Annotated in this window: 23 protein-coding genes and 3 pseudogenes; 14 read left to right on the top strand and 12 right to left on the bottom strand. The window is 69.1% G+C overall.

Translation table 11 applies throughout. The features are described 5' to 3' along the window. Nucleotides 1-82 precede the first annotated feature (82 nt). Nucleotides 83-314 (bottom strand): annotated as a pseudogene (locus tag OIE69_RS00550) (MFS transporter); the annotation flags it as partial. Nucleotides 315-574: 260 nt separating this feature from the next. On the opposite strand from OIE69_RS00550, the gene OIE69_RS00545 reads away from it, so the two are divergent. Beyond that, nucleotides 575-805, top strand: a complete 231-nt coding sequence (locus tag OIE69_RS00545; RefSeq protein ID WP_326569955.1) for a hypothetical protein — start codon at nucleotides 575-577, stop codon at nucleotides 803-805. A gap of 180 nt (nucleotides 806-985) precedes the next feature. Beyond that, nucleotides 986-1,264 (top strand): hypothetical protein, encoded by a 279-nt coding sequence (locus OIE69_RS00540; RefSeq protein ID WP_326569954.1) that lies wholly within the window; start codon nucleotides 986-988, stop codon nucleotides 1,262-1,264. A 302-nt stretch (nucleotides 1,265-1,566) separates the two neighbouring features. Here the strand turns inward: OIE69_RS00540 and OIE69_RS00535 are convergent, their stop codons facing one another. Next, entirely contained in the window at nucleotides 1,567-2,883 is a 1,317-nt protein-coding gene (locus OIE69_RS00535; RefSeq protein ID WP_326580872.1) for an ice-binding family protein, read from the bottom strand. A 660-nt stretch (nucleotides 2,884-3,543) separates the two neighbouring features. Between OIE69_RS00535 and OIE69_RS00530 the strand changes: the two genes are divergently transcribed. The 3 genes from OIE69_RS00530 to OIE69_RS00520 all read left to right on the top strand — a co-directional run bounded on the left by OIE69_RS00530 (nucleotide 3,544) and on the right by OIE69_RS00520 (nucleotide 6,659). Further along, nucleotides 3,544-4,287 (top strand): IPT/TIG domain-containing protein, encoded by a 744-nt coding sequence (locus OIE69_RS00530; RefSeq protein ID WP_326569953.1) that lies wholly within the window; start codon nucleotides 3,544-3,546, stop codon nucleotides 4,285-4,287. A 232-nt stretch (nucleotides 4,288-4,519) separates the two neighbouring features. Beyond that, the gene (locus OIE69_RS00525) at nucleotides 4,520-5,818 is read left to right on the top strand and encodes an IPT/TIG domain-containing protein (RefSeq protein ID WP_326569952.1); all 1,299 of its coding nucleotides are present in this window, start codon (nucleotides 4,520-4,522) and stop codon (nucleotides 5,816-5,818) included. A 250-nt stretch (nucleotides 5,819-6,068) separates the two neighbouring features. After that, complete coding sequence (locus OIE69_RS00520) at nucleotides 6,069-6,659, top strand: Ig-like domain-containing protein (RefSeq protein ID WP_326569951.1); 591 nt, start codon at nucleotides 6,069-6,071, stop codon at nucleotides 6,657-6,659. Between the two features lie 436 nt (nucleotides 6,660-7,095). Here OIE69_RS00520 and OIE69_RS00515 read toward each other — a convergent pair whose 3' ends face one another. The 3 genes from OIE69_RS00515 to OIE69_RS00505 form a co-directional block, all read right to left on the bottom strand. After that, nucleotides 7,096-7,617 carry a hypothetical protein gene (locus tag OIE69_RS00515; RefSeq protein WP_326569950.1) on the bottom strand — a complete coding sequence of 174 codons (522 nt, stop codon included), beginning with the start codon at nucleotides 7,615-7,617 and terminating at the stop codon, nucleotides 7,096-7,098. Continuing rightward, nucleotides 7,614-8,087 (bottom strand): hypothetical protein, encoded by a 474-nt coding sequence (locus tag OIE69_RS00510; protein ID WP_326569949.1) that lies wholly within the window; start codon nucleotides 8,085-8,087, stop codon nucleotides 7,614-7,616. The genes OIE69_RS00515 and OIE69_RS00510 overlap by 4 nt, the downstream gene beginning before the upstream one ends. Nucleotides 8,088-8,418: 331 nt before the next feature. Continuing rightward, nucleotides 8,419-9,600 carry a helix-turn-helix domain-containing protein gene (locus OIE69_RS00505; protein ID WP_326569948.1) on the bottom strand — a complete coding sequence of 394 codons (1,182 nt, stop codon included), beginning with the start codon at nucleotides 9,598-9,600 and terminating at the stop codon, nucleotides 8,419-8,421. A 132-nt stretch (nucleotides 9,601-9,732) separates the two neighbouring features. Here OIE69_RS00505 and OIE69_RS00500 point away from each other — a divergent pair, with 132 nt between their 5' ends. Then, nucleotides 9,733-10,272 (top strand): hypothetical protein, encoded by a 540-nt coding sequence (locus tag OIE69_RS00500; RefSeq protein ID WP_326569947.1) that lies wholly within the window; start codon nucleotides 9,733-9,735, stop codon nucleotides 10,270-10,272. A 1,167-nt stretch (nucleotides 10,273-11,439) separates the two neighbouring features. Here the strand turns inward: OIE69_RS00500 and OIE69_RS00495 are convergent. Beyond that, on the bottom strand, nucleotides 11,440-12,741 hold the full coding sequence (locus tag OIE69_RS00495; protein ID WP_326569946.1) for a hypothetical protein: 1,302 nt from the start codon (nucleotides 12,739-12,741) through the stop codon (nucleotides 11,440-11,442). Nucleotides 12,742-14,140: 1,399 nt separating this feature from the next. Between OIE69_RS00495 and OIE69_RS00490 the strand changes: the two are divergent. Then, nucleotides 14,141-14,287, top strand: a pseudogene (locus OIE69_RS00490) (DUF6193 family natural product biosynthesis protein); the annotation flags it as partial. A 19-nt stretch (nucleotides 14,288-14,306) separates the two neighbouring features. Next, nucleotides 14,307-14,438, top strand: coding sequence for a hypothetical protein (locus OIE69_RS00485; RefSeq protein ID WP_326581578.1), 132 nt, complete (start codon nucleotides 14,307-14,309; stop codon nucleotides 14,436-14,438). Nucleotides 14,439-14,557: 119 nt separating this feature from the next. On the opposite strand, the gene OIE69_RS00480 is transcribed toward OIE69_RS00485, so the two are convergent. From OIE69_RS00480 to OIE69_RS00465, 4 genes are all read right to left on the bottom strand, one after another. Further along, nucleotides 14,558-15,700 carry a Fic family protein gene (locus tag OIE69_RS00480; RefSeq protein ID WP_326569945.1) on the bottom strand — a complete coding sequence of 381 codons (1,143 nt, stop codon included), beginning with the start codon at nucleotides 15,698-15,700 and terminating at the stop codon, nucleotides 14,558-14,560. A gap of 98 nt (nucleotides 15,701-15,798) precedes the next feature. Next, nucleotides 15,799-17,328: a caspase family protein gene (locus OIE69_RS00475; RefSeq protein ID WP_326569944.1), complete on the bottom strand. Its 1,530-nt coding sequence runs from the start codon at nucleotides 17,326-17,328 to the stop codon at nucleotides 15,799-15,801. Between the two features lie 10 nt (nucleotides 17,329-17,338). Continuing rightward, complete coding sequence (locus OIE69_RS00470) at nucleotides 17,339-17,689, bottom strand: Pepco domain-containing protein (RefSeq protein ID WP_326569943.1); 351 nt, start codon at nucleotides 17,687-17,689, stop codon at nucleotides 17,339-17,341. Between the two features lie 274 nt (nucleotides 17,690-17,963). Next, nucleotides 17,964-18,218: a winged helix-turn-helix domain-containing protein gene (locus OIE69_RS00465; RefSeq protein WP_326569942.1), complete on the bottom strand. Its 255-nt coding sequence runs from the start codon at nucleotides 18,216-18,218 to the stop codon at nucleotides 17,964-17,966. Nucleotides 18,219-18,708: 490 nt separating this feature from the next. Here OIE69_RS00465 and OIE69_RS00460 point away from each other — a divergent pair, with 490 nt between their 5' ends. Both OIE69_RS00460 and OIE69_RS00455 read left to right on the top strand, forming a co-directional pair. Then, nucleotides 18,709-19,269 carry a Uma2 family endonuclease gene (locus OIE69_RS00460; RefSeq protein ID WP_326569941.1) on the top strand — a complete coding sequence of 187 codons (561 nt, stop codon included), beginning with the start codon at nucleotides 18,709-18,711 and terminating at the stop codon, nucleotides 19,267-19,269. 512 nt (nucleotides 19,270-19,781) lie between these two features. Continuing rightward, nucleotides 19,782-21,266: a replication-relaxation family protein gene (locus tag OIE69_RS00455; protein WP_326569940.1), complete on the top strand. Its 1,485-nt coding sequence runs from the start codon at nucleotides 19,782-19,784 to the stop codon at nucleotides 21,264-21,266. Nucleotides 21,267-21,745: 479 nt separating this feature from the next. On the opposite strand, the gene OIE69_RS00450 is transcribed toward OIE69_RS00455, so the two are convergent. Together OIE69_RS00450 and OIE69_RS00445 are read right to left on the bottom strand one after the other, a co-directional pair. Next, the gene (locus OIE69_RS00450; RefSeq protein ID WP_326569939.1) at nucleotides 21,746-22,528 is read right to left on the bottom strand and encodes an IS630 family transposase; all 783 of its coding nucleotides are present in this window, start codon (nucleotides 22,526-22,528) and stop codon (nucleotides 21,746-21,748) included. After that, nucleotides 22,417-22,887 (bottom strand): helix-turn-helix domain-containing protein, encoded by a 471-nt coding sequence (locus tag OIE69_RS00445; protein WP_326569938.1) that lies wholly within the window; start codon nucleotides 22,885-22,887, stop codon nucleotides 22,417-22,419. Before OIE69_RS00445 ends, OIE69_RS00450 begins: the two co-directional genes overlap by 112 nt. Nucleotides 22,888-23,141: 254 nt before the next feature. Here OIE69_RS00445 and OIE69_RS00440 point away from each other — a divergent pair. The 4 genes and pseudogenes from OIE69_RS00440 to OIE69_RS00425 form a co-directional block, all read left to right on the top strand. Further along, nucleotides 23,142-23,189 (top strand): annotated as a pseudogene (locus OIE69_RS00440) (hypothetical protein); the annotation flags it as partial. A gap of 40 nt (nucleotides 23,190-23,229) precedes the next feature. Further along, complete coding sequence (locus OIE69_RS00435; protein WP_326580871.1) at nucleotides 23,230-23,421, top strand: helix-turn-helix domain-containing protein; 192 nt, start codon at nucleotides 23,230-23,232, stop codon at nucleotides 23,419-23,421. A 377-nt stretch (nucleotides 23,422-23,798) separates the two neighbouring features. Next, nucleotides 23,799-24,332 carry a hypothetical protein gene (locus OIE69_RS00430; protein ID WP_326581577.1) on the top strand — a complete coding sequence of 178 codons (534 nt, stop codon included), beginning with the start codon at nucleotides 23,799-23,801 and terminating at the stop codon, nucleotides 24,330-24,332. A gap of 67 nt (nucleotides 24,333-24,399) precedes the next feature. After that, nucleotides 24,400-25,326 carry a hypothetical protein gene (locus OIE69_RS00425; protein WP_326569937.1) on the top strand — a complete coding sequence of 309 codons (927 nt, stop codon included), beginning with the start codon at nucleotides 24,400-24,402 and terminating at the stop codon, nucleotides 25,324-25,326. Nucleotides 25,327-25,357 lie beyond the last annotated feature (31 nt).

Genomic DNA, 25,357 nt, shown 5'->3' with positions numbered 1-25,357 from the left:
AGCTACGCGCGGAACGCGACCGGCTCCGCGAAGCCCTGCGCCACCAGCCGGGCCAGCAACTCGACGCTCTCCACAGCCCCGACCCGGCCCGTGTCGACGTACCAGGCTTCGGCCGGTCCGCTGGACAGGGCACGGCCCGCGCCCATCTGGGCCATGCCGAGGCCGAGCAGCCAGGGAGCAGTGCTCAGGCCCACGAGTGTCAAGGCGACGAGGTTCAGCAGGCCGGCGGCGGCCAGAACAGCGCGGCGTCCGAGGACGTCGGACAGTCCTCCGGTGGGCAGTTCCAGCGCGGAGGCGGTGAGGGAGTGTGCGGCACGCACTCACCGGTCGGGTCTCGGGATAGTGAGTGCGGGGGGCGGGGCCCCTGGGGGGAGGCGGGGCCCCGCGGTGCGCACCGGCGGTGACGGGGTGCGGGCGCGCGTGGTCCACTGAACCGGGTCTGTGGCCGCGGGGACTGCAGGCGCGATGTCGCGGGCTTGGTCGCCACTCCAACGGATGCGCACGGGCTCGTATGGTGCGTCGCTGGCTTTGCTGTGGTCAGGCGTGCGCATTGCGGGTGCGGCAGGCTGGAGGGGTGGATGATGCGCGGTTCGTGGTGCACGGTTTGTCGCCGCACGGCGGCCGGCTGGTGACGATGCACCGTGAGGACCGGATGGAGGACGACTACGTCGGCACGGCGTTCTCCGAGCACGACCTGCTGCTGATTCTGCGTTCGGCTGGCCTGCCCGATCCGGACCTGGTGGTGGACGATCCACGCTGGGTCGAATGGCGGGGCGCGGCTGCGCACCGGTGGGGGAGTGGCTGAGCCGGACCGCGGGGCGGTCGGCCACGTCAAGGGGACTTGACGCATCTCACGGGCGCGAGCGCCAGGAAAGGATGCGGCATCACCGTGTCATGGGGGCTTGACGTGTCTGATCTTGGCTGTCAAGGGGACTTGACGTGGGGTGTCAAGGGATCTTGACGGATGGTGTGAAGGGGCCTTGACATGACTGGTGGTGGGCGGGAGGAGGTGGACCGCACGGTGGAGCGCCTTGGTGTGCTGTTGCGTGAGGTGGTGGTGGCCGATCCGTTGGCGGTGCTGGAGGCGGTGGGCCGGGTGGAGGCGTTGATCGAGCGGGAGGCGCCGGCCGCGGGGGTAGAGGCGCGGGGCCAGGGCGCGACGTGGGTGGAGATCGGAGACGCGGTGGGTTCGACGCGGCAGGCGGCATTTCAGAGGTTCGCGCGTTATCTGCCGCGCGTGGCCGACGCGGACAACCCCTGCTGACCGGCCCGTAGTGGGGGTGTGGTCTGCCTGGTTGGCGGCGGCCGATGCCGCGTTGACGGTCGGCCGGGCGGGCCCCGGGAGTACCCGTCGTCCCGCCGGAGAGCCATGTCACTATGTCGCGCCTTCTCGGGTGCTGACCGTGGGGCGGGATGCCGCTGATGGTCCTTGACCGCGCTGTCCCGTGCCTGCGGCGCTGGCAGCGGAACGCTTTGATGCCGGGGTGGGATGACAAGGCCGGAACCCGGTTTGAGAGGCCCGAGTTCGATGCGCGGGTCCCGACGTGGGCTCGGTGGGTTGTGGTCTTACCAGGGGCGGGTGATGGTGTTGGTGTCCAAGGTGACCGAGCCGTTGATGGTTAGGGTCTGTCCGTGGATGGTTGCGCCGGCGTTTACGGTGATTGATGTCAGGGCCAGGATTCTGCCCGTGAAGTTGGTGTCGGGTCCGAGGGTGGCTGAGCTTCCGATTTGCCAGATCACGTTTCTCGCAGTGGCGCCGTTGATGAGGAGCACGCGGCTTGCGGTGGCTGTGGTGAGTGTGGATCCGATTTGGAAGATCCAGTCGGCGTTGCGGTTGCCTTGGCCGTCCAGTGTGAGTGTGCCGGTCAGGGCGATGGAGGTGTCGGCGTTGTAGGTGCCGGGGGCCAGCGTCAGGCCGCCGAGGTCGCCGGAGATGCTGGTGTCGGGGGGTTGGGCGACGGCGGTGTCGTAGGTGGCGATCAGATCGGCGTGAGCCTGGAGGGCGTCGGTGTCGGCGGCGTGGATGGTTCCGTGTACTTGGCCGGGCGGGAATCCGGTGACGGAGACTCCGGGGCTCACCCCGAGATCTCCGGTGATGTCGGAGGGGCCGGTGTTGGTGACCGACTGGCCGCCCAGTACCGCGAAGCGTCCCAGGTAGGTGTATGCGTCCGAGGCGGTTGTCGTGCCGCCGAGGGTGGTGACGGAGACATCGGCGGGACCGAGTGCTCCCGCGGGCAGCAGGGCGTCGATCTCCACGTCGGAAGCGATCCTCCAGGACAAGGCGGGTGTGCCACCGAAGGCGACGTCGGTGGTGTAGGAGAACCCGGTCCCGGTGATGACCACGAGATTGGCCCCGTCCACCGGCCCTTTGTCGGGGGTGACGGCGGTGATCGACGGCGAGTCGAGGTAGGTGTAGGTGACGCCGCCGGCGGTTCCGCCCCTGGTCGTTACGGTCACCATGACCGGACCGGCAATGGCAGCAGCTGGGACGGTGGCAGTGAGTTGACCGTCGGAGTTGACCGTGAACGCTGCGGCTTGCGTACCGAAGCGGACCTCATACGTGGTGTAGAGGCCGACCCCGGTGAGGGTCACCGTATTGCCGCCGGACAAGGGGCCGACGGGAGGCTGCGCGAGGCGGAAGGAAGGTGGCGGCAGATAGTAGAAGCTGCCGACGACTCCCGTTCCGCCGGGGGTGGTTACCGACACCGGGACGGCGCCGAGACCGGAAGGGGTGATGGTGGCGGTGGTGGAGTCGCTGATGACCGCGAAACTCGCGGCAGGGCGGGTGCCGTAACGCACACCGGTGGTGCCGGTGAAGTGGACGCCGGTGAGGGTCACTGCGTCGCCCCCGCCTGTGGATCCCTGATTCGGTATGACCGGCATGGGGCGCTCCCTCAAGTCCTTCGGGCCGATCGGCGGGCTTGCGCCTTCGGGCCGGGCCTACTTTGGAGTAGCCCACGGATTGAAGGGCGTGGCAACGACGGAGACCACATGTCACCCGAAAGAGTGGCGAGTTTCGTACAGCGAATTCGGCGGCCACCTCTCGGTTGAGAGGGTCTGCTTGCACGTCAGCACAGGACACCGCCCGCCCCGCGGCCATGGACTCCCGCCGGGTGACAGCGGATGTCACATCTGATTGGCATATGAAAAGATCATCTTGACTACGCCGTTGGCACGCCTGATTTCACGCCGTGGCGCTCGCTCGAACGGTTGACTTTGGGACTGAAGCCTTGTCGCCCGGTCACCCTTATGGGTTACTTCGAGTGTCCGTATCAGCGGCATTTCGAGTCTGCAGACGGACGCGGGCAAGCCCCTGATCAGGCGGCAACTCACACCTGACAGGCTGTTCTCCCTCGATAGGCCCCTGCGCTTGACGCCGACGGGTGCACACCGTCGATCGGGATCTCGAGCGCAAGGGCCATCGAGTTACCACCTGGCCAGTGGACACGAGAGCTGGCTCGCACCCACCAGGGACGTGTGCGGACCGAACGCCCTCATCACTGCTCGGAAATGTACCGCATTCCGGGCGAGGAGGAACACCTCATGCCCATCAGTCCGAACCAAGGATCCAGCGGTGGCGGCACATTGGTCACCATCACCGGCACCAACCTCACCGGCACCAGCGCCGTGCGTTTCGGCACGCGGCTCGCAACCGCCGTCACCAACGTCTCGCCCACTCAGGTCACCGCCGTCTCGCCCTCAGGCAGCGGAGCGGTCGGCGTCACCGTCACCACTCCGGGCGGAACGAGCAACCCGATCCCGTTCTACTACGTCGGGGCGCCGTTCAAGCAGAGCATCAGCCCGGCCACCGGCTCGACAGCAGGCGGCGAAACGATCACCATCAACGGCACTGGCCTGTCCAGCGCCACCAGCGTCGCCTTCGGCGCCAACACCGCCGTGCCGACCGTGGTGTCCGACGGTCAGATCACGGTCGTCGCTCCGGCCGGTGCGGCCGGTGCGGTCGGTGTCAGCGTCACCACGGCCGGCGGCACCAACAACGGGCTCTCGTACACCTACGTCGCCGCCCCGACGGTCACGACCGTCACGCCGGCGCAGGGCCCGACCTCTGGCGGCACATCGGTGACCGTGGCCGGCACGGGTCTCACCAGCACCACCGCGGTCACCTTCGACGGCAACCCGGCACCCTTCACCGTGATCTCCGACACCGCGGTGTCGGCAGTCACGCCCCCGGGGACCGCCGGCCTCGTCGATGTCGTCGTGACCAACGACGCGGGCAGCGCGACCGCAACGGACGCGTTCACCTACGTCGCCGGCCCCGGCATCTGACCGCACCCCATCGGCCGGCCCCCATGGACCGGCCCCGGGAGCGGACGCGGTAACCCGTCAGGTTCCGCCCGCCCCCCAGGCCCCGGCCCGGAAACCCCACCCGGGCCGGGGCCCTAGACCCGCAGCCCGCCACACCCGACCGGACATGGACCGGGACCAACCTCACGGCTCACGCGGGCCGAGCAAGGACAACGACAGGCCCCCGGCCGGTCCGACATCGTACGGAGACCCCGTGAAAGACAACGCCCTCCCGGCGGTATCAGCACAACCGACCGCCGTCGCCGCCGCTCCCGCTCTCACATCCGCCGTACCCAATACCGGCCCAACGGCGGGTGGCAACACCGTCATCTTGACCGGAAGCGGTTTCACAGGAATCACCGCCGTCAGGTTCGGCGCCAATCCGGCACTGGGCTACACGGTGAACTCGGCTACGCAGATCACCGCGGTCGCTCCGGCGGGGTCGGGTGCTGTGGCTGTCACCGTCACCGCTCCGGGGGGCACGAGCAATGCGGTGACGTACACCTATTCGGTGCAGCCGGTCTTGGTGTCGGTGTCGCCGAGTGGGGGGCCGACTTCTGGCGGCACGACGGTGGTCATCACCGGTTCGGGCCTCAGCGGGGCGTCGGCTGTCAGGTTCGGCAGTACGGCCGCGACGTCGTTCACGGTGAACTCGGCTACGCAGATCACCGCGGTCGCCCCGGCGGGAACAGGTGCGGTTGCCGTCACCGTCACCACCCCAGGGGGCACCAGCAATGCGGTGACGTACACCTACTTGGTGCAGCCGGTGCTGCTGTCCCTGTCACCGACTCAAGGACCGGCTTCTGGCGGCACGACGGTGGTCATCACAGGTTCGGGCCTCAGTGGGGCGTCCGATGTCAGGTTCGGCAGTACGGCCGCGACGTCGTTCACGGTGAACTCGGCTACGCAGATCACCGCGGTCGCTCCGGCGGGGTCGGGTGCTGTCGCTGTCACCGTCACCACCCCAGGGGGCACAACCGGCCCCGTCTACTTCTTCTACCTGAGCGCTCCTTTCCTCATCTCTGTCTCGCCGAGTGGGGGGCCGGCCGCCGGCGGTACGACGGTCATCCTCACCGGCACGGACCTCAGCGGGGCCACGGCGGTCCGGTTCGGCAGTACGGCCGCCACCACCTACACCGTCAACTCGCCCACGCAGATCACCGCCGTCGCCCCGGCAGGAACGGGTGCCGTCGCCGTCACCGTCACCACCCCAGGTGGCACCAGCAACTCCGTCATCTACAGCTACGTGGGGTCGCCGGTCCTCACTGGCCTTTCCCCGGCCCAGGGGCCAACCGATGCGGGATCCGGTGTCACCCTCAGCGGCACAGGGCTGACCACGACGACCGCCGTCCACTTCGGCGTCGTCTCCGCCGCGTTCACCGTGCTGTCCGACACGGCCGTCGCCGTACTCGCCCCAGCGGGGACCGCGGGTCCTGTTCCCGTCAATGTCACCACCCTCGGTGGCACAAGCAACTCGCTGACCTACACGCGCGTTGCCCCTCCCGCCATTTAGGGAATGGTCCACCCCTTCCCGCGGGCGCCTGCGGTACGAGCGCGGCAGGGTTCGGAAGGCCCGGAAACAGAGTGCTTGACCGTCATGGGTCCGGCAAAGGACCGCCTGGACCTCCACTGTGTCGCGCGCCCACACAGGTGACCACGCCGTCCCTCCCTGAAAATGCGGGACCTGACGGACCGACGTAGCGTGACGCTCCTCGACGAACTGCAGAATTACCTTACCTGCAGTCGAACAAGGAGCCTATTTCGTGAAACGTTGGCAAGCGCGAAAGGCGTGTAGGGCCGGAGCCTTCGCGGCAATAGTGGCGATCGTGGGTCTCGCCTCGCCGGCAGTGGCGGCCGAGCACTCGACAACGACGGTCCAGGTTTCACCGCCGACTGCCACAGCCGGAGCCCCCGTGCAGCTGACCGCGATGGTGACCTGCACCGGTGATCCCAGCGGCGGTCTCGGCATGACATTCTTCGACGGTGGGGACATCCTGGCAACGGTGCCGGTCGCAGCAAATGGGCAAGCCGGATATGTGGCCGCCTTCACGACCGCCGGCGCCCACACGATCACCGCCGCGTACAACGGAAACAACAACTGCTTCGCCTCGAACGCCACGGCGACGGTCACGGTAACCGCGGCCGAGTATTGTCCCTGGGGGCCTTTCCCGTGCCGGGACCACCACGCTCATCCGCCCGGCTACCCGTACTGCTCGCCCCGTCCTTCTGCGCCGACAGCCTGGTCGTTTCCCGGCTGGAGCGTCCTGAACCATTTCGGTATCGGCGACATCATCAACAGCGTCTTGGGCGATCGGCGGCCATTCAACACCCGCGACTGGTGCCGACCCTGGTGAATTTGATGTGAAGGCGGCGGCCATCTTGCATGCTGCCCGCCGGCAGATCGGTACCCCCGAGCCACGCGAAGTCATGCGCATCTCGGTGAGGCCAGGCGCGCCCGCACCCGCGGGGAGATGCCCGTCGCGCCACGCGCACGGCCTGTGCGACGCGCAGCACTGGTGCCCACTCCTGCTGCAGGACCCCTCGCCCGGACAAGCACGTTGTCACGTTGCACCCCGTCGGCGGGAGTACTTCTTGCGGGGTGGTTGGCGTTGTGACGAGAGGGAGCCCGCCGCGCGTTCCGGGTGATGATCCGGGCAGGCTCACCGGTGCGCGCGGCGGGGTGGTGTGGGGCCCGGTCCTTCTTTGGTGGGCGGTCGTTCGCTCCCGGTCGGGGGGCCGGGGCAACCTCCCCCCGGGAGCGGGGGGAGGAGTCTGCGGGGGCTGCTGATGTCAGGCCGCGTTGGGTGTGACGTCGGGTGTGCTTGCGGCGGTGGGGGTGTTGTTGTGCTGTGTGGTGGTGACTTGTGCCCATAGCAGGGAGAGGGCGGCGCTGTTGCCGAGGATCCAGACCAGGCCGAGGACGCCGAGCCGGTGCGGCGCCGTCCGGTTGCCGGAGGGTGGGGCGGGCCGGTTGGTGGGCTGTGTGGCGGGGCGGGCGGTGGTGGCGGGTATGGCGGCCGCTGGCGGCATGAGGTGTCCTTCGGGGATCGGGGGGAGCGCGGGGGAGTAGGGGCGCTGGAGGGCGGCTGCGGTGGCGCGTTGCGTGATCAGACCGGCCGCCATGCAGGCCCGGCACTTGGCCAGGGCCGCAGGGGGCCCGGGCGGGTAGACGGTCACGATGGGCGTCACCGGCAGCTGTGTGGCTCCGCACAGCAGACACGCCCCCGTTGTCCATGGGCGGCCGTCCAGCAACTCCTGCTCGGTGCTGGTCAGCTTGGGCGGGGCTGGGCCGGTGCCTGGGGCGGGGTTCATGAGGGCAGCAGTGGCATGGGTGGGGTGCCGGGCAGCAGCGGTGTACCGGCCAGGCGCATCACCGGGTGCGGCAGGTCCGGGCGAAACCGGCCAAGAGCGTGGTGCAGGCAGTCGGCATCGACCAGGTGCCCGAGCCGTTGGGGCTTGCGCCAGTGCGGCCCTGGAGCGGTGCGGGCTCCGGCCGGCGGCATGAGGATGATGAAAGGGCCGCCGAAACACAACCCGTGCGCATGTTCCCAGGCGTGGACGGTGCCGGGCGGCACGAGCCACATCAGCGCGTCACGCTCGACGTTGGCGATGACCGGCCCGCACCCGCCGGTCTGGTAGCGGTCCATCCAGCGCACGGCCCGGTCACCGGGGGTGCCGTAGGTGGTGAGCACGACGTCGAAGTCCGCGCCGCACAAGGCTTGGACGCAGCCGGCGTAGGCGTTGCCCACCAGCCGGCGGATCGCAGCCGCAAGGTCGCGCATGTCCGGCACAGGGGCTCCGGCTGCGGGAATCTGCGGCCGGTCCGCGCAGTGAGCGTCACCTTCCCTGCCGGCCCACCGCTGCACGTGCTGCCGCTCGGGGGCGCGGGTGTGGGTCACGGCCTGTTTGAGGCGGCCACTGGGGGGCTCCGCCTGGCGTGACACGAGACGGTCTTCGACGAAAGCGCTTGGCCTTCCTGCGGCATTCATGTCGGTTGCCCCCGGCATCGGTGTCTGGTTCAGGTGCTTCCAGAATGCGGACGCCGGTGGTGGCTAAGTGTCACCGCTGCGTGACACTCGGCTGCTCTGGTTGTGCCACCGAATGGAGCCGGGCTTACAGGCCGATCCATGCGGCAAGGTTGTCCAGCGTGTCGGGGGTAGTGCGCCGCATGTAGACCAGGCCTTTGATCGTCTCGCGGGCGCCGGGGTGGTAACGGGTCTGCTGCGGGGCAAGACGGCGGGCGGTGGTGATCGATTCCAGGGCGGCGTCGGTGCGGCCGGTCTCCATCTGGCAGCGGCCCCGGTCAATGTGGAAGTGGGCCTGCCTGGAGGGCGCCCAGCTGTGGGGGAGTTCGATGTCTGCCGCCAGAGCGAGTGCCGTGTCGTAGTGGTGGAGTTCGACCTGGGCGGACACCGCATGACAGGCGACGTTCGTCGGGCCGAACGACAGCCAGTGCGTCGAGCTCTCACCGGTGCGGTTCGCGCAGGCCTTCGCCTGGTCCAGATGGTCCTCGACGAGGGCGGCGTCCCGGGCGCGGGCGGCAATCACGCTGGCCCCCAGGTGCAGCTGACCGGTGACGGCCACAGCGTCGGGAGTTGGTTCGGCGTCGGCGGCCAGGCCGTGCCCGGAGGCGATGAGGCGCAGCCCGATGCGGTGCTCGCCTTCGCGGTGATAGACCAGGGCGCGCATGTACTGGCGGACCGCCGCCAGCAGGGGATCACAGGCACGGTCGGCGGCCCAGGCCATGCGGTCCAGGGCGATCGTCGACAGGTCGAAGTAGCCGAGCTTGACGGTGATGTCGTGGGCGGTGCGATAGGTCGATCCGAGCGCGCGCCACAGCGTGGTCGACGGCATGCGGTATGCCGCGGTGGTGAGCTCGGCTATGACGGCCGGCAACAGCGTCGCCACAGCGTTGAGGCGCGCGGCACGGACCAGGCGGCACAGGTCGTCAGCAGCGGCGACCAGCTGACCGGCAGGCCGCACAGGCAGGTCAGGGTCCGCCCCCAGGTCGTACAGATCCAAGGCCTCGCGGATCGGCCGGATGAGGCCCTCGAGCCGGTCCTGCTGCAATTCCGTCACGTAGGGCTGCCCGGTCAGGGCGGTGACATCGAGACGGAGCGCACGGGCGACCGCCGCGACGAGGTCAGGGCTTGCGGGCTTGTGACCGGACTCGACCTGGTGAACGAGGCTGTAGGAGTAACCGATGGTCTGGGCGAGACCTCGCTGGGTCAGACCGGCGAGCTTTCGGGCGGCGGCAATGCGCGTACCGGTGTGCTCGTGGTCACCTCTGGGCATCTTTGACCTCCGTACCCTGCAGCCATCTGGAACAGTACCCGCCGCATCCGCCATGGCATCGGCGATCGCCCCGACACCCGCTGCGGGCAGGATCGGTTGCGCCTAGTGGATCACCAGGGGTTGGGTGGGGGCATGACGCGCACCATGTACCTGTTCGCCAGCGCTGCGCCGCCGGTTTTCGATATTGCCGGGGTGATCGGTGACGCGCAGCGGCGTGGCTGGGACGTGTGTCTGGGGCTCACGCCGACTGCGGCGGACTGGCTGGAGGACAGTCTGGAAGGGCTGGCGGCGCTGACCGGGCATTCCGTGCGGTCGCGGTACAAGCGGCCCGGCGAGCCGGATGTCTGGCCGTCGGCTGACGTCATTGTCTTCGCGCCGATCACGTTCAACTCGGTGAACTCCTGGGCGCTGGGGCTCACGCATCACTTCGTAGTGGGGGTGGCCGCCGAAGGCATCGGCAAGGGCATCCCGATCGTGGCGATGCCCTGTGTGAACGCGGCCTATGTGCAGCACCACCAGTTCGAGGAGAGCGTCGCGAAGCTGCGGGCGATGGGCGTGACCGTGCTCTACGGCGACGGCGGCTTCGTCCCGAACCAGCCCGGAACCGGAAAGCCCGCAGACTATCCCTGGCACCGGGCGCTGGATGCCGCAGCGGCCCTGGCCGGGGCATGACCAGCGCCGGCCGGTGTGGCACCAGGCGTTCCGGTCACGCGGCGAGCGAGGGTGCGGGCACGACGATGGGGTGTCGTGCGGGGGCTGATGGGGCTCGTTGAAAATCCCACCCCTCGCTTGGGGGCCAGGCTTACTCCCTGGAGTTCCCCGCCCTCGTCGGGCTCACCAAGGACGGAGCGAAGCACCTGCGGAGTCCGACAGCCAGCCGTCGCGTGGGCCTCGAAAGCCGTCGCCGGAGGCGATCGCTGAGTTCACCCGCCTGCTCGCGCCCGGTGGTACCCAGCAATCTGCTGGTCGGCGATTGACATGATGGGCGGCGGCAACTTCTCAGGTGACTCTAGGGGGCGACTGTGGTGTTCGATACCGAAGCCGATTTCGGAGTCGCCGAACGGGACGAGTGGCCCTCTGTGCCGGCTGTCGGCGTCGGACCGCTCCGGTTCGGTATGACCGTCGACGAAGTGGTCGAGGCGACTGAGACGCTCGGCCAGGCGAAGGTCACCGCGACCCCCGTCTTGCCGCACACCTTCACGACCTCGAAGCCCGCGCCTCGAAGTCCGAGGATCCCGAGGAGTCGGCCGGTCTCCTGGCCGAGTACAGCCGCCTGCGGCGTGAAGCAGCCATGGTGAAGCCAGGCCAGTGACGGATGACCTTCCCCATCCGCCCTGGCAGATGGGCTGGCGGGCAGGGGCGTTCAGGACTTCGAAGCCATGCCCGCTTGGGAGGCGCTCCTTACCGCGATGAGGGCCCATCCGGAACACTGGCGACGGGTCCTTGCAGGGGTGTGAGGGTGGGCTTGGTTGCGCACGGGGGGCGGGTGGGGCTGGGGTTGCGCATTGGGGTGTAGGGGCGGGTCCTGCGATGCGCAATGGGGCGGGGCCGTCGGGGGTGCGCAAGGGGAGCGTTGGGATCGCTGTGCATGGGCCCTGCTGCGCAAAGGGGGGGCGCTGGGCTTGTTGCGCATTGGGCTTGATTGCGCATGGGCGGGGGTTTGGCGGCGTCGGCAGGTTGTGGGCGTTGTGGGCGTTGTGGGCGTTGTGGGGGTTCGGGGTCGGGGTGCTGCGCCTGGACCCGGGGGTGTCCGGGCGGCGGTTGGTGGTCTGTGGTGAGGGGTGGGGTTCGGCGCTGGCGGGGGATTTCTGGTGGCGGGGGTGTGTGGGGGTTGGTGGGTCATGGGTGTTGTTGGGTGCGGCAGGGGCATTTGCGGGCGCGGCCGTCGGGGTCGGTGGTCCAGCCGTGGTCGCATTGTCCGCAGTAGGCGGCCTGTGTGGGCCGTGTGGCGGGTTGTGGGGTGGTGGGGGGTGTCCAGTGTTCGAGGTGGCGTTTGAGGTCGTACCAGGTGGGTTTGCGGGCCATGGCGGTGGCTGCCTGGGTCAGGTGCTGTTCTTGGATGCCGGTGGCCAGGAGGGCTTCGGCGGTGTGGGCGATGCGGCCTGGTGCCAGGGCGGGGACGGGGTGGCCGTGGTGGTGGCGGGCGGTGGTCCAGGCGTCGGCGATCCGGGCTGCAGCGACTGCTCGCGGGCCGGCCGGTGCTGGTCCTGCTGGTGCGGGCGCGCCGGGGTCGGCGGTGCCGGGGGTGTGACCGTGTGGGGCGGGTGCGGCTGCTTGCGGGACGCCGGGTGCCGATCGTGCTGGTGCGGGCGCACTGGTGCCGGCATTGCCTGGGTCGTCGCCGGTGGGGCCCAAAGGCGATGGCGTGGCGGGCGGTGGGTGGGGAGGGGGCGTTTGTCCGGATGGGGTGGTGGTCTCTCTCTTCGATGCCGGGACGGTCGGACGTTGGGGTGTGGTGGGCGGGGAGGAGAGAGAGGAGTTCTTTCCGTCTTGCTTGTTCAGTCTTAGTTCTTTAGCCGACGGGTCTCCGGCGGTCGGCTGACCGGCGGCCGGTTCACCGACCGCCGGGTCGCCGACCGCCGGGTCGCCGACTGCCGGGAACCCGTCACTCGGTCCGGCGCACGTCTTCGGAGTTGTCACTGGTGGCACGCGGGTCAGGAGGCCCGTCGTGACCGGGCGGAGGGCGGACTGCGCGGCCGGGGAGTCTGTGGCGGCCGCCTCTGGCGGGATCGGCTCGGGTGAAGTGGGGGCCGGGGTGTGGTGGTTGCGGGGGTCGAGCCAGGCCGGCTCGATGCGGACGGCGCGTGTCCCGGTCACTTGGGCCAGGAGGTGGTGGATGTCTTCTTGGCGGTGGGGCAGGCCGGCGACGGAGAATTCGGTGCGCCAGGTGCCGTCGGCGGCGTCCTGGATTTTGAGTTTGACGATGTAGCCGTATGCGACGAGGTTCCGCATGGCTTTGGTGAGAGCTTCGCGGCCGGGTTTGCGGGTCTGGGCGAGGGCGGCGATGGTGAAGTCCGCGCCGTCGGGCAGGCGCAGCGCCATGGTGAGCAGTCCGATGTCCAGGACGCTCAGGCGCTGGTCGTCGACGGCGCGGTTGTCCACGGCGACGAACCGTGGAGGCTGGGTGGGTAGCTTCCTCACTGGCCGTCACCTGCCCTTGCGGGTGTGGCCGGGCCGGTATCAGCGGCGTTCGCACCCGGTGGGGGCAGCGTCTGTGCTGCACGCCCAGGGGCGCGGTGGTGTGTGGCCGTCCGGCCGGCTGTGCCGGCGTCTGGTGCCGGTGCGGCTATGCCTGCGACGTGGTGACCCGTGGTGGCTGCGGGGCCTGTCCACTCGCGCTGCTCGAGACGGGTGGGAGCCGCGGTATGCCGGGCGGTGGGGGCCTGCGGCCGGGCATCGCCAGTCGGCTTGGGCCTGTCCGGCAGTGGGGACGGGCCAGGCTCCCACGAGCCGCCGGCCGACGGGCGTCTGTCCCGCGGTGGCCCGAGGCGTGGGGCGCGGGTGGGGCTGGGGCCGGCGTCCGGGCTGAACGCGGGCTGCAGGGCGTGGTCCGGCTGCCTTCGGTACGGGCCGGGCATGCCCGGCCCAGTGGTGCCGGCTTCGGTGACGGTGATAGGCGGATGCGCAGCGGTGGTCATGTGGGCTCCCGGATGGGTGGACGTGGGTGATGTCATCCATGAAGCCCGGTGGCACTCACCGATTTGCTCACCGAAAAGGGGGTTGAAAGATCACAATCCGGCATCACCTGTAGCCGGTGAGTGACGACTGCAGTTGGTGAGTGACGGCATGTCACCGGTGAGGAGCCCGGGTCTGCTCACCACCGCAGGTCACTGGGCCGTGCGACGTCACCGCTCCACAGGCTGCCTCTGACCTTGAGTCGGATGCCGTGACATGGTGGGCCGCGGCTGCCGATGGCCGATTGGACTACTGGCCGTCACCGGTCCGAGGCATCGAGCCAGCGTGGCGAGGTGACGGGTGCGGTCTTTTCGCAGACTGCTCGTCTTCAGCTGTGAATCCGGCCGCGCGCCGCCGGCGCGATCGTCTCTCCAGGGATGCATCAGTGCATTTGCCCAGGGAATCAGGGGCTCAGGGGCAATCAGGGCTGTGCCGACTCCTCCTGATCCCGCTGTCCTGTACGCGGACGTTGCGGTCTGTGGCAGCCTTGCCGCAGCGCTCCGGGCCGTGGCGGGAGGCTGTCTCGACGCTGTTCCCGCCCGGTCCTCGGACCTGGTCCATGCGGTGGTGCCGAGCACCGTGCCGCACCGCGGACCGCTGGCGATCAGCGCTTGGTTCTGGGAGCGCCGGTGGTCGATCCAGGGCACGGAACCGTTCCGGAGCCTGCCCCTCATCGACGGCACGACGGACGACCTGGCGGAGATCGCCCGTGCCGCCCGGGCATGGCACGAGGGGGCGGCCCTGGACGACATCCGCCGGGCGGCACCCTTTGTGCACGTGACCGGGCGGCTCGAGGTGCCCGACCACGATCCCGCGCGGTTGACGGAATCCGAGTGGCAGGGCCTGCGGCCAGCAGACGGCCGAAATGGAGTACGACTGGCAGCAGAGGTACCAGGCCCTGATCGAGGCGGCGTACGCCGAGCCGGCCCTGCGCGCCTTCTACCCTTTCACCAGCCACTGGGCGCTGCGCTTTTCGACCGCAACCCGCCCGGACCTGACGGTTGTCGGACCGTGCCTGGGCGCGAACGGCGATGGCACGTACGGAGTGGGCAGGGGGCATCATCAGCCAGGGTCTGGGCGTCTTCACCACCGCCGCGGAGGCTGTGGCGCTGGACGTGCACCACCTGCCTCCCGGTCTGGCTCCCGTCGCCCTTGGCGGATGAACCCGCCCAGCGCCTGAGCCGTGCGCCCCTGCTGAGCAGCCACTGCGCAGCAGGCGTCGCCGAGAGCCTCCACGCATCGACACGCAGGGAAGTGAGCGGTGGGGCGGGTTACCGGCGGTTCAGCCGGTGGGGGTGTAGGGGTCGGTGAGGGTCATGGGGGTGGCGGAGATGTCCAGCGCCTGTTGCGGGAAGCGGTCGCCGGCGGTGTAGTAGCGGGCCCGGGTGCGGCCGACGGGGGTGAGGACATGGGCGGTGACCAGGTCGCGCAGGTCGCGCTGGGCCTGCTGCAGGCTGAGGCCCTCGGCGCTTTCGTAGCGGGAGCGGCGTACTCGTCCCGCCATGGCGACGTCGTGGAGGGCGGTGATGGTGCGTTCGTCGAGGCCGGCGTGCTGGGCGAAGTCGGCGAGTGCTTCCCAGACTTTTCCGGCCCGGGTCAGCCGGCCCTGTACGGTCTGGGCCTGCTGGTGATAGGCGGTCAGGTTGAAGCGGATCCAGCCGGCGACGTCCTGGTCGGGCAGGTACTGGGGGCCGCGGCGGGCGAGTTCCCGGTAGTACTCCCAGGTATTGCCCGGCCGTCCGAGCCATGCCTCGATGGAGGAGAACTCCGGAGCCAGGACCCCTTCCCGCGCGATCAACAAGGTTTGCAGCGAGCGGGACATCCGGCCGTTGCCGTCGGCCCACGGGTGAATGGACACCAGATGCAGGTGCGCCATGGCGGCCCGGACCAGGGGGTGGGCGTGGTCGTCGGTGCCCAGCCAGTCGACCAGTTCGTGCATGAGCGCGGGGACTGCTTCGGCGTCGGGGGCGGTGTAGGCGGCGATACTCGGGTCGCGGGCGTCGGTGACGTAGACGGGACCGCGACGCCACTGTCCGGCAGGTTTGCGCGGGTGGTGGCGGTGCCCTTGGAGCATCCAGTGCAGGGCGTTGAGAAAGCTCTTGCTGTAGGTGAAGTCGGCCGAGTCGTGCAGCGTGTGGATGTAGGTCATCATCCGGTGCAGAGCGAGGGTCTCCTCTCGGTTCTCCTCGGAGACCTCCACGTCCTGCTCGCCCTCTATCAGGTCTTCCACGTCCACGGTGGCGACCTTGAAACCCTCGATGGACGTGGACGCCGCCACAGCGTCGGCGGTCAGAAACGTACACAGGCGCTGGACCTGCCGGGACGGCATGGCACGCACCTGGTCACGCAGGGCCGAGTACATCTCGTCGATGGAGGCGAGTACACGCTCGTCGTCACGGCTGAGGGAAGGCGTGGGGTACAGCATGAAAGGAAGATGCCGTGACGTAATCATTACGTCAACGCTGCGCTCGTCTGTTCGAAACGCGCCGGGAGGCCTCAGTCCGCCGTCAGGACAAATGACGTCTATGCTTTCCCGAATCGAGATGCCGTCAGTTCGACCAGGTAGGTTCCCGGCTCCGCCGTGCCCACGGGAGGCGTCGTGCACGTGGGAGAGCTCGGTTTGCGGTTCCAATGCACGGTGTAGGTAGTGATGCCGTGGGCGGGAACTTGGAGCAAATAACTTCCGGCGGTCTTGGGGCAGTCGGCCGAAGACCAGTAGGGGACGCCGCGGTCGGCCGGCGTGATGGTCACTACCGCCGTTTGCGGTGCAAAGTCGACCTTGCAGGAACTGTCCGAGGAGTTCTTCGCTGTTATCTCCACGGTGGGGCGCTCGGTGCGCGTGTAGGCGTCGTGGGGGCTGCGTACAGTCAGCTCCACAGCATTCGCAGTGCAGGCGGGAAGAGACGTTCCGAGGGGCAGTCCCTTACCACTATCGCTTCCCTTGCCGGTCGCACGCGAGGTCTTTGGGCTGGAGGAGCCAGGAGTGGCTGAGGTGCTCGATCCCGTCTTGTCTGGTGCCCCGCCACGATCGTCGGTGTTGCCGTGGTGGGTGGCGATTGCCCAGGCCGTGACGCCGAGGACGCCGAGGGTGGCCAGCGCGGACAGCGCCCGCCCTGTCGGCCGGAACCGGCGGGCAATAGGCGCGGATCGGGGCGTGCCTGACAGGGCGGCCATCGCGGTGCTCATGTCGGGCGTCGCATCGGCGTCCGAATCGACAGCGGACGGTTCCGGGGAACGGCCCGACCGCATGGTCGCCGCTCTTGGTGGCGGCAGGAAGGAGAAGTCGTCGGTCGGGATGTCGGTCACGATCCGCAGGGCCTGGGGCTGCCCGGCTTTCCGGTATGCCCGGTGCAGTTCCGTGATCCGGTCCTGGACGGAGCGTTGGAATTCCTCAATGCCGAGCGAGACGGCACCAGTGTGAGCGGCGATCACGTCCGACACCGACCGCGAGAAGATGCTGAACGACTCGCCAGAGCGCACATCGGCCACAGCGTCGACGAGCTTGTCCCGCGAGCGCACGAACAGCGCAAACTGCCCTGCCGAGCATGCGTAGACGTATGCCACCTTGCGGCGCAGCGCCGCGCTGACTTTCTGACGGCCCCACTGCCGGACGCTCGCGACGCCCATCGACTCCTGCTCGATCCCCTCCCGGCAGGCGTCGATCAGAAAGACAATGCGACCCGCGGGCGTCTGGTCGAGGTGTGCGCGCCAGTCGATCGCCACGCACCCGGATTCGAAGGGATGTGTGTCCTCGTGAATGTCTTCTGGGACGAGGAAGTCACGCCCGGCGGCGTGCACGCCGTGCCCACTGAGCAGGATGAGCAGCGTGTCGTCCCTGCCGGCGCGTCTGAGGAAGCCCGCCACCTGGCCGTCCACGAAGTTCCGTGACACTTGCTTGCCGTCTTCACGCCCGGCCACGACCAGAACGTCAAAGCCACGGTCCTCGAGCACCGAACCAAGGCGGGCGAGGTCACCAGGGACGAAGGGCAGCGGTGGGACACCGCGCATCTCGTAGGCGCTCGCTCCGATGAGCAGAGCTCTATGACGTGCCATCACACACCGGTCACTGCTTGAACACCAGCGTGATGCCATGGCCGCGCTGGATCTGTGCGCTGCCGATGAACTGCACACCACCGCTCGCGGTCACCTGAAAGGACAGGTGCGCCTCCCGCAACGGCAGTGGCCCACCTCGCGCGGCGGCCTCGCTGAACACCTGCTGCAACGCGTCTACGGCCTCTGCAAGATTCTTGCGCAGGGGCCCCAGAGGTACACTCCTCAGCCGCACCTGGGCATCCCCGTCGCCGAACAGCCCCATGGAGTCGCCCTCGTCCTCGAGCTCCCCGTCCCGATCGTCCTGCGACACCCAGAACGGCAGCGCCGGTACGTGCGGCGGTTCTGCGGTTGAAGAGCTCACGGGTCCCCCTCAGTCAATGCCAGAAGAGCAACAGCAACTGTACGTAGCCAGAGGGTCCTTCGCGTCCACAGTGCGCAAACCAGTGCCCGGTGGGCCGCCGACCGCCCCGGCTCACCATGGAGCGAGACCGCGCCTTGCGACCGGGTGGGTGTGGCTCATGGCTGCAGTTCTTCGGGCGCCTCACGTTGGGGTCCGCCACCTCATGACGGAGCCATGGGCTTGCGGGCATCGGCTCGGTGAGGGCGTAGAGCCGGCCGGGGGCTTTTCGCTGTGGTTATTGCGGTGGGGTGACGAAGGTGCCGCGTTGGGGCACGGTGAAGACCAGTCCGTCGGCTGCCAGGACGGCGATGGCGCGGCGCACGGTGGAGCGGGCGAGTCCGTACTCCTGTACCAGGCGTTGCTCGGAGGGGATGGCGCGGTTGGGTTCCCAGTCGCCGCGGGCGATGCGGGCCGTGAGGATCCCGGCCAGTTGCCGGTAGGGGGTTACCGGGCCGTCGGCGTCGATCTCATCGTCAGGACCAAACTCCATGGTCAAGACGCTAGAGATGTCCAGATGACGCGGCAGTTTGAGATACGTTGCGAGACGTATCGATACCAGAGTGCTACAGTTGATTGAACAAACGATGGTCTGTCGTTGTGGCAGCCCGGCTGCGGGGCCCGGCGAGGTGGAGGGGGCTGGTCATGGGGGAGCCCGGCTTCACCGAGCGCTGGCTGGACACCGGCTCGGGGCCCGGTGCTGTGGTCCGGGTCCGTGTGACCCGGGTGAACCAGGCGGTCCAGGCGGCGTACCGGTCGTGGCTGGACCATGCCACCTCATGCCCCACCTGCCGGGATGGGGGCGCCCGCGAGTGCACGGTCGTGCGGCCGTTGTGGGACGCCTACCAAGCGGCTCGCCAGGCGGCCCCATGAGCCTCCTGCCCGGCTCAGCCGCCCGGGCTCCCTGCGCGCGTGCGGCTCGACCGCTGCCTTCGTGCTGGGCCACACTGGGGGCACAGCAAGCCGAGGAGGTGAAGGGGAGCGTGAGCGTTGCCGCCGCTGACCATTACGGGCCGTGGACCGTGGACGATGTCCTGGCCCTGCCCGAGGACCCGCGGAACCGGATCGAGCTGGTCGGGGGCGCGCTGATGATGAGCCCCGCGCCAGGCCTTGCGCATCAGTGGGCCTCCCACCGCCTTCACGTGCTGCTGGAACAGGCCGCTGAGACCGCGAAAGCGCCGGTGCTGGTCTTCGACGCCATCAACGTTCTCGTACCGGACGGCCTGATGATCCCGGACCTGGCCGTCGTGGACGAGGGCGTGGACCTGTCCGGTGTGACCGTGCATGCCCAGGACGTCATCGCCGTCGTGGAGATCGCCTCTCCCTCCACCCGCGTCGCGGACCGGAAGATGAAGCCCGCTCTGTATGCGGCAGCGGGTATCGAGCACTACTGGCGCCTGGAACTGGAGCCCGCTCCGCGGCTGTACCTCGGGCACCTGGAGCACGGCGCCTACAGCGACCGGCTGGTCCAGGCCGGCCAGACCACGGCAGTGACAGAGCCGTTCCCCCTGGACATCGACCCCGCCCATCTGGTGAAGCGGTAAGCAACCAGCACTGGCCGACCGTAGAGCAGGGCATGCCGCTATCGGCGCACGCGCACGGCAGGAACGCCCGACACACGCCCGCGCGACAGCAGGGCCGGCACCCTCAAGGCCGGCGTTGCTGTGTCGCCGCCCCGTGGGCTTGCCGCGGTTGAGGGAGCCCGGGTGGTGTCCGGGCGGTGTGCCGGAGCTCTGTGGCCCCTGTAGCGCTCCCTACGGTGTCCCCTATGCGGTCCCCTACGGTGACCTCCCGTGCCCGGTATTGCATTCGTGCAGTTCAGCGGGCATGTGCGTGGGTGGCGGTGGTGCCGACAGCCCTTTACTCCCGCGCTTGTGTGTCAGTGGTGGGTGGTGGAGTGGTCGTGGTCGGGCTTGCGGTGGGGCCCGGGGTGCCCGCCCAGCCCCCGGGGGTGTGCGTGCGCGGCCGCCGGCCGCGCCCCGCAGCCGGGGAGCCGGTGCGGCCCCCCGGGGGGCCGGTTGGGATATGGAGCGGCGGCGGGGGAGGCGGGTGTGGGGTGACGGGGAGCAGGCGGTGGCCGTACGGGTCGACGGCCCGGGTGCGGGGCTTGGTGCTGCTGGCGCTGGGCGTGGTGAAGGTCGCCACGGCCGGGCAGCTGCGACAGCTGGTGCTGCCGGGGACGGCGGATGTGCAGACGGTCCGCAATGCATGCAAGGACCTGAAGGCGGCAGGGCTGGTGGAGTCGGTGGGCTCGGCCAACCGGCCCGGCCGGTCGGGCAGGCCGGTGGCGGAGCAGGTGTGGAACCTGACTACGGCGGGGCTGGCGGCGGCCGCCAGCGAACTCGGCCGCCTGCCGAAGGAGATGGGCGGCACGGCGCGGGAGGCGGCGAAGGCCGGTGCCGCGCACGCGCTGAAGGTGACCGACACCATCGACGCGTTCTGTCAGTCACCGCCGCAACCCACCCACCCCATCCCCCGCCGCAGCCCTCGCCGTGCTGACGAAGCCAGGCCCGTAAGCCCCGGGCCCGCCCCAACGGAAACCCCCGCCCAAAGCGCCGGGCCTGCCGCCGGCACCCAGCCCGCCCCTGCAGTCCAGCCGGGGCCACGGCCGGTATCCGCCCGGCCTCGCGGCCTGGGCACCCTGCGCGGCTGGACGACGGAAGTGATCCTCCCGGTCACCGGAACCTTCACCACGCCCGGCAGGGGCAGTCTGCGGGCCGATGCGGTGCTGACTGCACCGCAGGACCAGCTGCCGGTGCTGTTCGTGGAGGTCGACAATCACACCGAACCGGCAGCTGTGCTGGCGGGGAAGATCGCCCGCTATCACCGCTTCTTCCAGCGCAGCCTGAACGGCCACCGCGTAGGGGACGACGTCCCGCTGTGGTCGACACGATGGGACGACTCCGGCCGTGGGGGCTACCCGCCGGTGGCGATCGTCTTCACCAGACGGGTCAGCCCCCAGGTGCTGCAGCACCGCATCAGCGAAGTGGCCCGCCTCTCGGCCCCGTACTGGCAGGGCACCTGGTACACCGGCCCCTACACCGACGCTTCGGGCACGCCAGACGGCTGGCGCACCTACGACTTCACGGTGCCCGTGCTTACTACCACCTTGGACCAGTTGGCCGCCGGCGGCCCGCACGGCCCGGTGTGGCGGCGCTTTGGCCACGACATCCGCGAGGCGCTGATCGCCGCCCTGGCCAACCCCGACGACCACCGCGCCTACCGGCAGCGTGACGAGCAGCGGCGTGCCGCCCGGCAGGCTGCCGAACAAGCCCGCGCCGCAGCCAAGGAGGCCCGCAGGCAGCGACGCAAGGAAGAACAGCGCCGCCGCCGGGCAGAAATGTGGCCATGCCCGTCCTGCGGCACCGACGTCCATCCGGACGACTACGACGACGGGCAGGGCGACGCCTTGGCGCCCGGAGCCGAGTGCCCGTCCTGCCGCAGCCAGCGTGAGCGCCTTGACCGGGAACGGGCCGAGGCGGAAGCGCAGTGGGAACGAGAGCGGCGTGGCAACGGACTGTTCGGCTGGCTTCGCGGCTGAACCCGCCGGACAGACCATGCGCTTTGCCCAACGCCCGTCTTCGGCCGCTTCCTTGCAGGCCTCCCGGCGGTGGAAGGCGTCCCGGGTGATCCGCGAGCCCGGCCCGCCGCTCACCACAGGCGGGCTCCGGAGGCGAGCGGCCTCCTGCCACTGCTCTGAAGGCGCAGGCGCTCATGATGAAGCCGCACGGTCCACGAGTTTGGCTGCGAGGTCGGGGTCGGGCTTGGGGATGGTGATGGTGCCGAAGTCTGACAAATCTGCTAACGATCACCGGGTGGATGATGCGATGGCCTGGGGATCTAGTGATCGTTTCAGGATCTTTTGCTGTGGTGTGGTGCGGCTCTGAGCTGGGGTCTCCGGGGAGCTTTGGGATTTGGAGAGGCTCTGAGCTGCAGGTTTAGTGATCGTCTCGGAATGTAGTGACCGGCGCAGGATTTTGATATCGCTGCGTGGTCCAGGTAGCTAGTAGACTGTCGCAGCTAATGTGTGGGGTATAGGTGGCGGAGTTTGGTGCGTGCGTCGTGGGTGGTGAACTGCCAGTTGACCTGACGTTGGTCGGTGTTGGTGGTGTTCTGCCAGGCTGAGAGTTCGGTGTTGAGGGTGTCGAGGTCCGCGATGCGGTGGTCGAGGCATTGCCGGGTCAGTGCGGAGAGTTCGATCTCGGCGATGTTGAGCCATGACCCGTGTTTGGGGGTGTGGTGGATCTCGAGGCGTTGGGCCAGGGCGAAGGCCTCGGCTGGTTCGAATGCTTCGTACAGTGAGGCGATGTCGTGGGTGTTGAGGTTGTCCATGACCAGGACCACGGTCTCGGCGTCGGGGTAGTCCTCGGTCAGTAATCGCTTGACCTGGCCGGCCCAGTCGATCCGGGTGCGACGAGGCTGGGCGTCTACTCGGCGCCACCCGCGCAGGGGTTCAACCCACACAAAGATCGAGCACGTGCCGCAGCGGATGTACTCGCTGTCCTGGCGGGCGTCGCGGCCGGGGCGGGCCGGGAGCGGGTCGCGGGCATGGGCGAGGAGTTGGTAGGGCTTCTCGTCCATGCACACCACTGGGCGGGCCGGGTCATAAGGTCGGGCATAGACGGCCAGCACGTCTTCCATCCGGGCCGCGAACTGCGGGTTTGCTCGTGGTGGGATGGTCCAGCACTTCCTCAGATGAGGACGCAGCCTCGTTTTTTTAAGATCCGCCCGATGGTTGAGTGGTCCAGATCGGGGATGCCCTCGACCAGGGCGACGTGCTTCTCCAGCAGCCGCAGCGACCACCGGGCACGGCCTGCAGGAGGCTGGGAGCACGCCAGGGCGATCAGCCGGGCCTCGACTTCACCAGTCACCGGCGAGGGCACCGGCGGGAGATCCCGCGGTTTCCGCTGGATCGTCGCCTCGACGTCACCACCGCTCTCGGCGAACCGCTTGGCCACCAGCCGCAGCGTCTCGACCGAGACCCCGACCCGGGCAGCGATCGCATCCTGGGAGTCGATCTCACCAGCAGAGGTGTCCAGCGCGAGCAGCACCCGCGCCCGCCTGATCACCGAGGCCGGATGGACCCCCGTCGTGGTCACCCGACCCAGCACTTCACGATCGGCCGCGGTCAGCACCACCGGCCTCTTCTTCTGCGAACCCATCACACCAACTCCCGTCCGGCAGAAGGGAAGGAACATCTGCCGGACACCACCATCCCAACCAAATAACCCAGGATTAAGCAACGACACGCTACTAGGTTTGTGCTGGTCAGGGATCGGCCTGGCGGATCACGCCTGTGGCCCAAGCTCGACCGGCTCGCGCGCTCCGTCCCCGATGCCCGTGGCATCGGCGACACCCTCGTCGCCCGCGGCGTCCGCTCCCCCCGGGTGGCAGCGTCTACGACCCGGCCGACCCGATGTCCAAGATATTCTTCAACATGCTGGCCGTCTTCGCCGAGTTCGAGGCTGACCTGCTGAGGATGCGCACCCGCGAGGGCATGGCCGTTGCCCGCACCCGCGGCAAACTCAAAGGGCCGCCAGCCCAAGCTGTCAGCACGCCAGCAGGCCGAACTCGTCCGCATGCACGCCACCGGCGAGTACACCATCGCCGAACTGATGGAGGTGTTCTCCGTGGGTCGCGCTACCGTCTACCGCGTCCTCGAACGCGCCAGCCACGGTACGGGAGGAGCGGCATGAGACGCCGCGAGTCCGAAGTCGACCGCGACGTAGCCGCGCTCCTGGCGGCCAGGGCCTTCATCGAGATCCGTCATCTGGCCGGGAGCGCACGGCTCGAGTCGGGGGACAGCCCCGAAGAGACACTGGAACGAATCAGGTTCCTGGCCAACCTGGGCCACGATCTGCCGGGTGTCGCGCGTCCGCGCCCCGCCATGCCGTCCCGCCTGGGCGTGGGCTCTGGGAGATGGGAGCAGGCGACGACCGCACGACCGATGACTGGGGTCTGGAGCACCGCTGGTCCGAAGGGGCAGGCGTGGATACTGCGTCACATAGAGCAAGAGGGACGAACCTGGACGCCGCCCCCGCCCCTGCCGGAGCGCCGTAAGGGGCCGTCCCCGATGACACCGCGGCAGTGGGCCGGATTCCTGCTCGGGCGCTGGCCCGTCAGGACCCCCGTCGGACGCCAGCCGCTGCCCGCAGAGGCGAACGTCCTCAAGTCCCTCGACACCGAAACGGTCTGCGCGCTGTACGACGAGGCACGACGGCTCCGACTCGGCCTGGGCGGAGGAGGACCGTGGCTCCGAGCCCACCTGGATCCCGACGGCGTCCATTACCTGCTGCCGGACCCGGCGTCGTACTACTGGCCCGGCACCCCGATCGGCGATGGCGAGATTGGCTGGTGGCAGTGCACCGCGCTGCTGCGGATGCGCGACGGAGAGCAGGTCAACGGCATCGTCGCCGTACTTCCGGAGACCTTCACGGCGCTGCCTTCGACGCTATCCCGGCGGCAGCAACTTCGCCTTGCTCACCGCGCCCGGTCCACCGAGCGCGACGCCTACCTCTGGGGCCGGGACCACAGGGCCGAGTGCGCCCCGGAGTTCTGCGGCTACGTTCCCGAGGCGGCCGGCAAGGCCTCGCCGACCACACGTTGATCCCCTGGCAAGCGGTCAAGATCACCCGTCCAGAGGCAGCCGGAGCGGCGCCGGTAATCTCGCGGACGTGGTGTACGAGGGAACAGTGGGCATGGATGAGGGCGCTCCAACAACGGCTCGACTGCGGGATGTGCTGAACCGTGCCGGCCGCGTCGTGATCGTCGAGGGATCGCCTGACGAGGCGGACTCCGCCGACGTGGCGCGGATCGTGGTGACCAGTGCCGAAACCACCGAATTGGCCCGAATGCTGGCCATTGTGGACGGCGGTACCGGCGACCGGTGCCGGTGCAGCGGCTGGCCGACGATCATGGTTCACGGCGTAGGTGGCGAGCTGATCGCCTGCTGGACGCTGCACCACCAATCCGGTATCCGAGGGATCGGTGACTGCGATGCCGATCTGCGGGACGGTCCGGCACTCACCGAGTGGCTGGCGGAGCGGGGCCTGACCGGATCTCGGGAGGTTCAGGCGGGGCTGGCCGTGCAAAAGGCTGAGGAGGACAGGCGTCGGCTGCGTTGGCTCCAGGCCGCGCCCGCCGGACTTCGGGACGCGGCCATGGACGTGTCCGACCCGCCGGGGCGTGACCTGGAAGCCTGGTCGGGTCGACTGCGCGACGCCAAGGCCCGGCTTGCCACGCTCGTCCAACATGGCTATCCCGACGGGATCGAGCGGATCCGCGTCCTGCTGGCCTGGGCCGGGATCCCCGCCAGGGAGTCCACCGGCGGCCTGAAGTGGTACGACATGGCGATCCAGCAGCATTTGCTCGCCGAAGACCCCGACCTCATCCTCGCCGCGCTCGCCACCCGCCCGCCGAGCCCGGCCCACCTCGACGGCGCGGCCCAACTCTTCGCGTCCCTCGAATGGACCGGAGCGCACGGCAAGCAACTGCCCGAGCCGCTGAGGTCAACGCTGATCGAGCACATCCAAGCAGACGGCACCGACCCCATGAGGTTCCGGATGCGCCACGGCTACTACGGTGCCGAGCGATCTGCCTGACAGGACGCTGCTGGCTGTCGGCCCGTGAGCC

Source organism: Actinacidiphila glaucinigra (assembly GCF_035918135.1).
In the GTDB taxonomy this organism is placed as follows: Bacteria; Actinomycetota; Actinomycetes; order Streptomycetales; family Streptomycetaceae; genus Actinacidiphila; species Actinacidiphila glaucinigra.
This window is presented reverse-complemented; position numbering and strand designations above follow the sequence as displayed.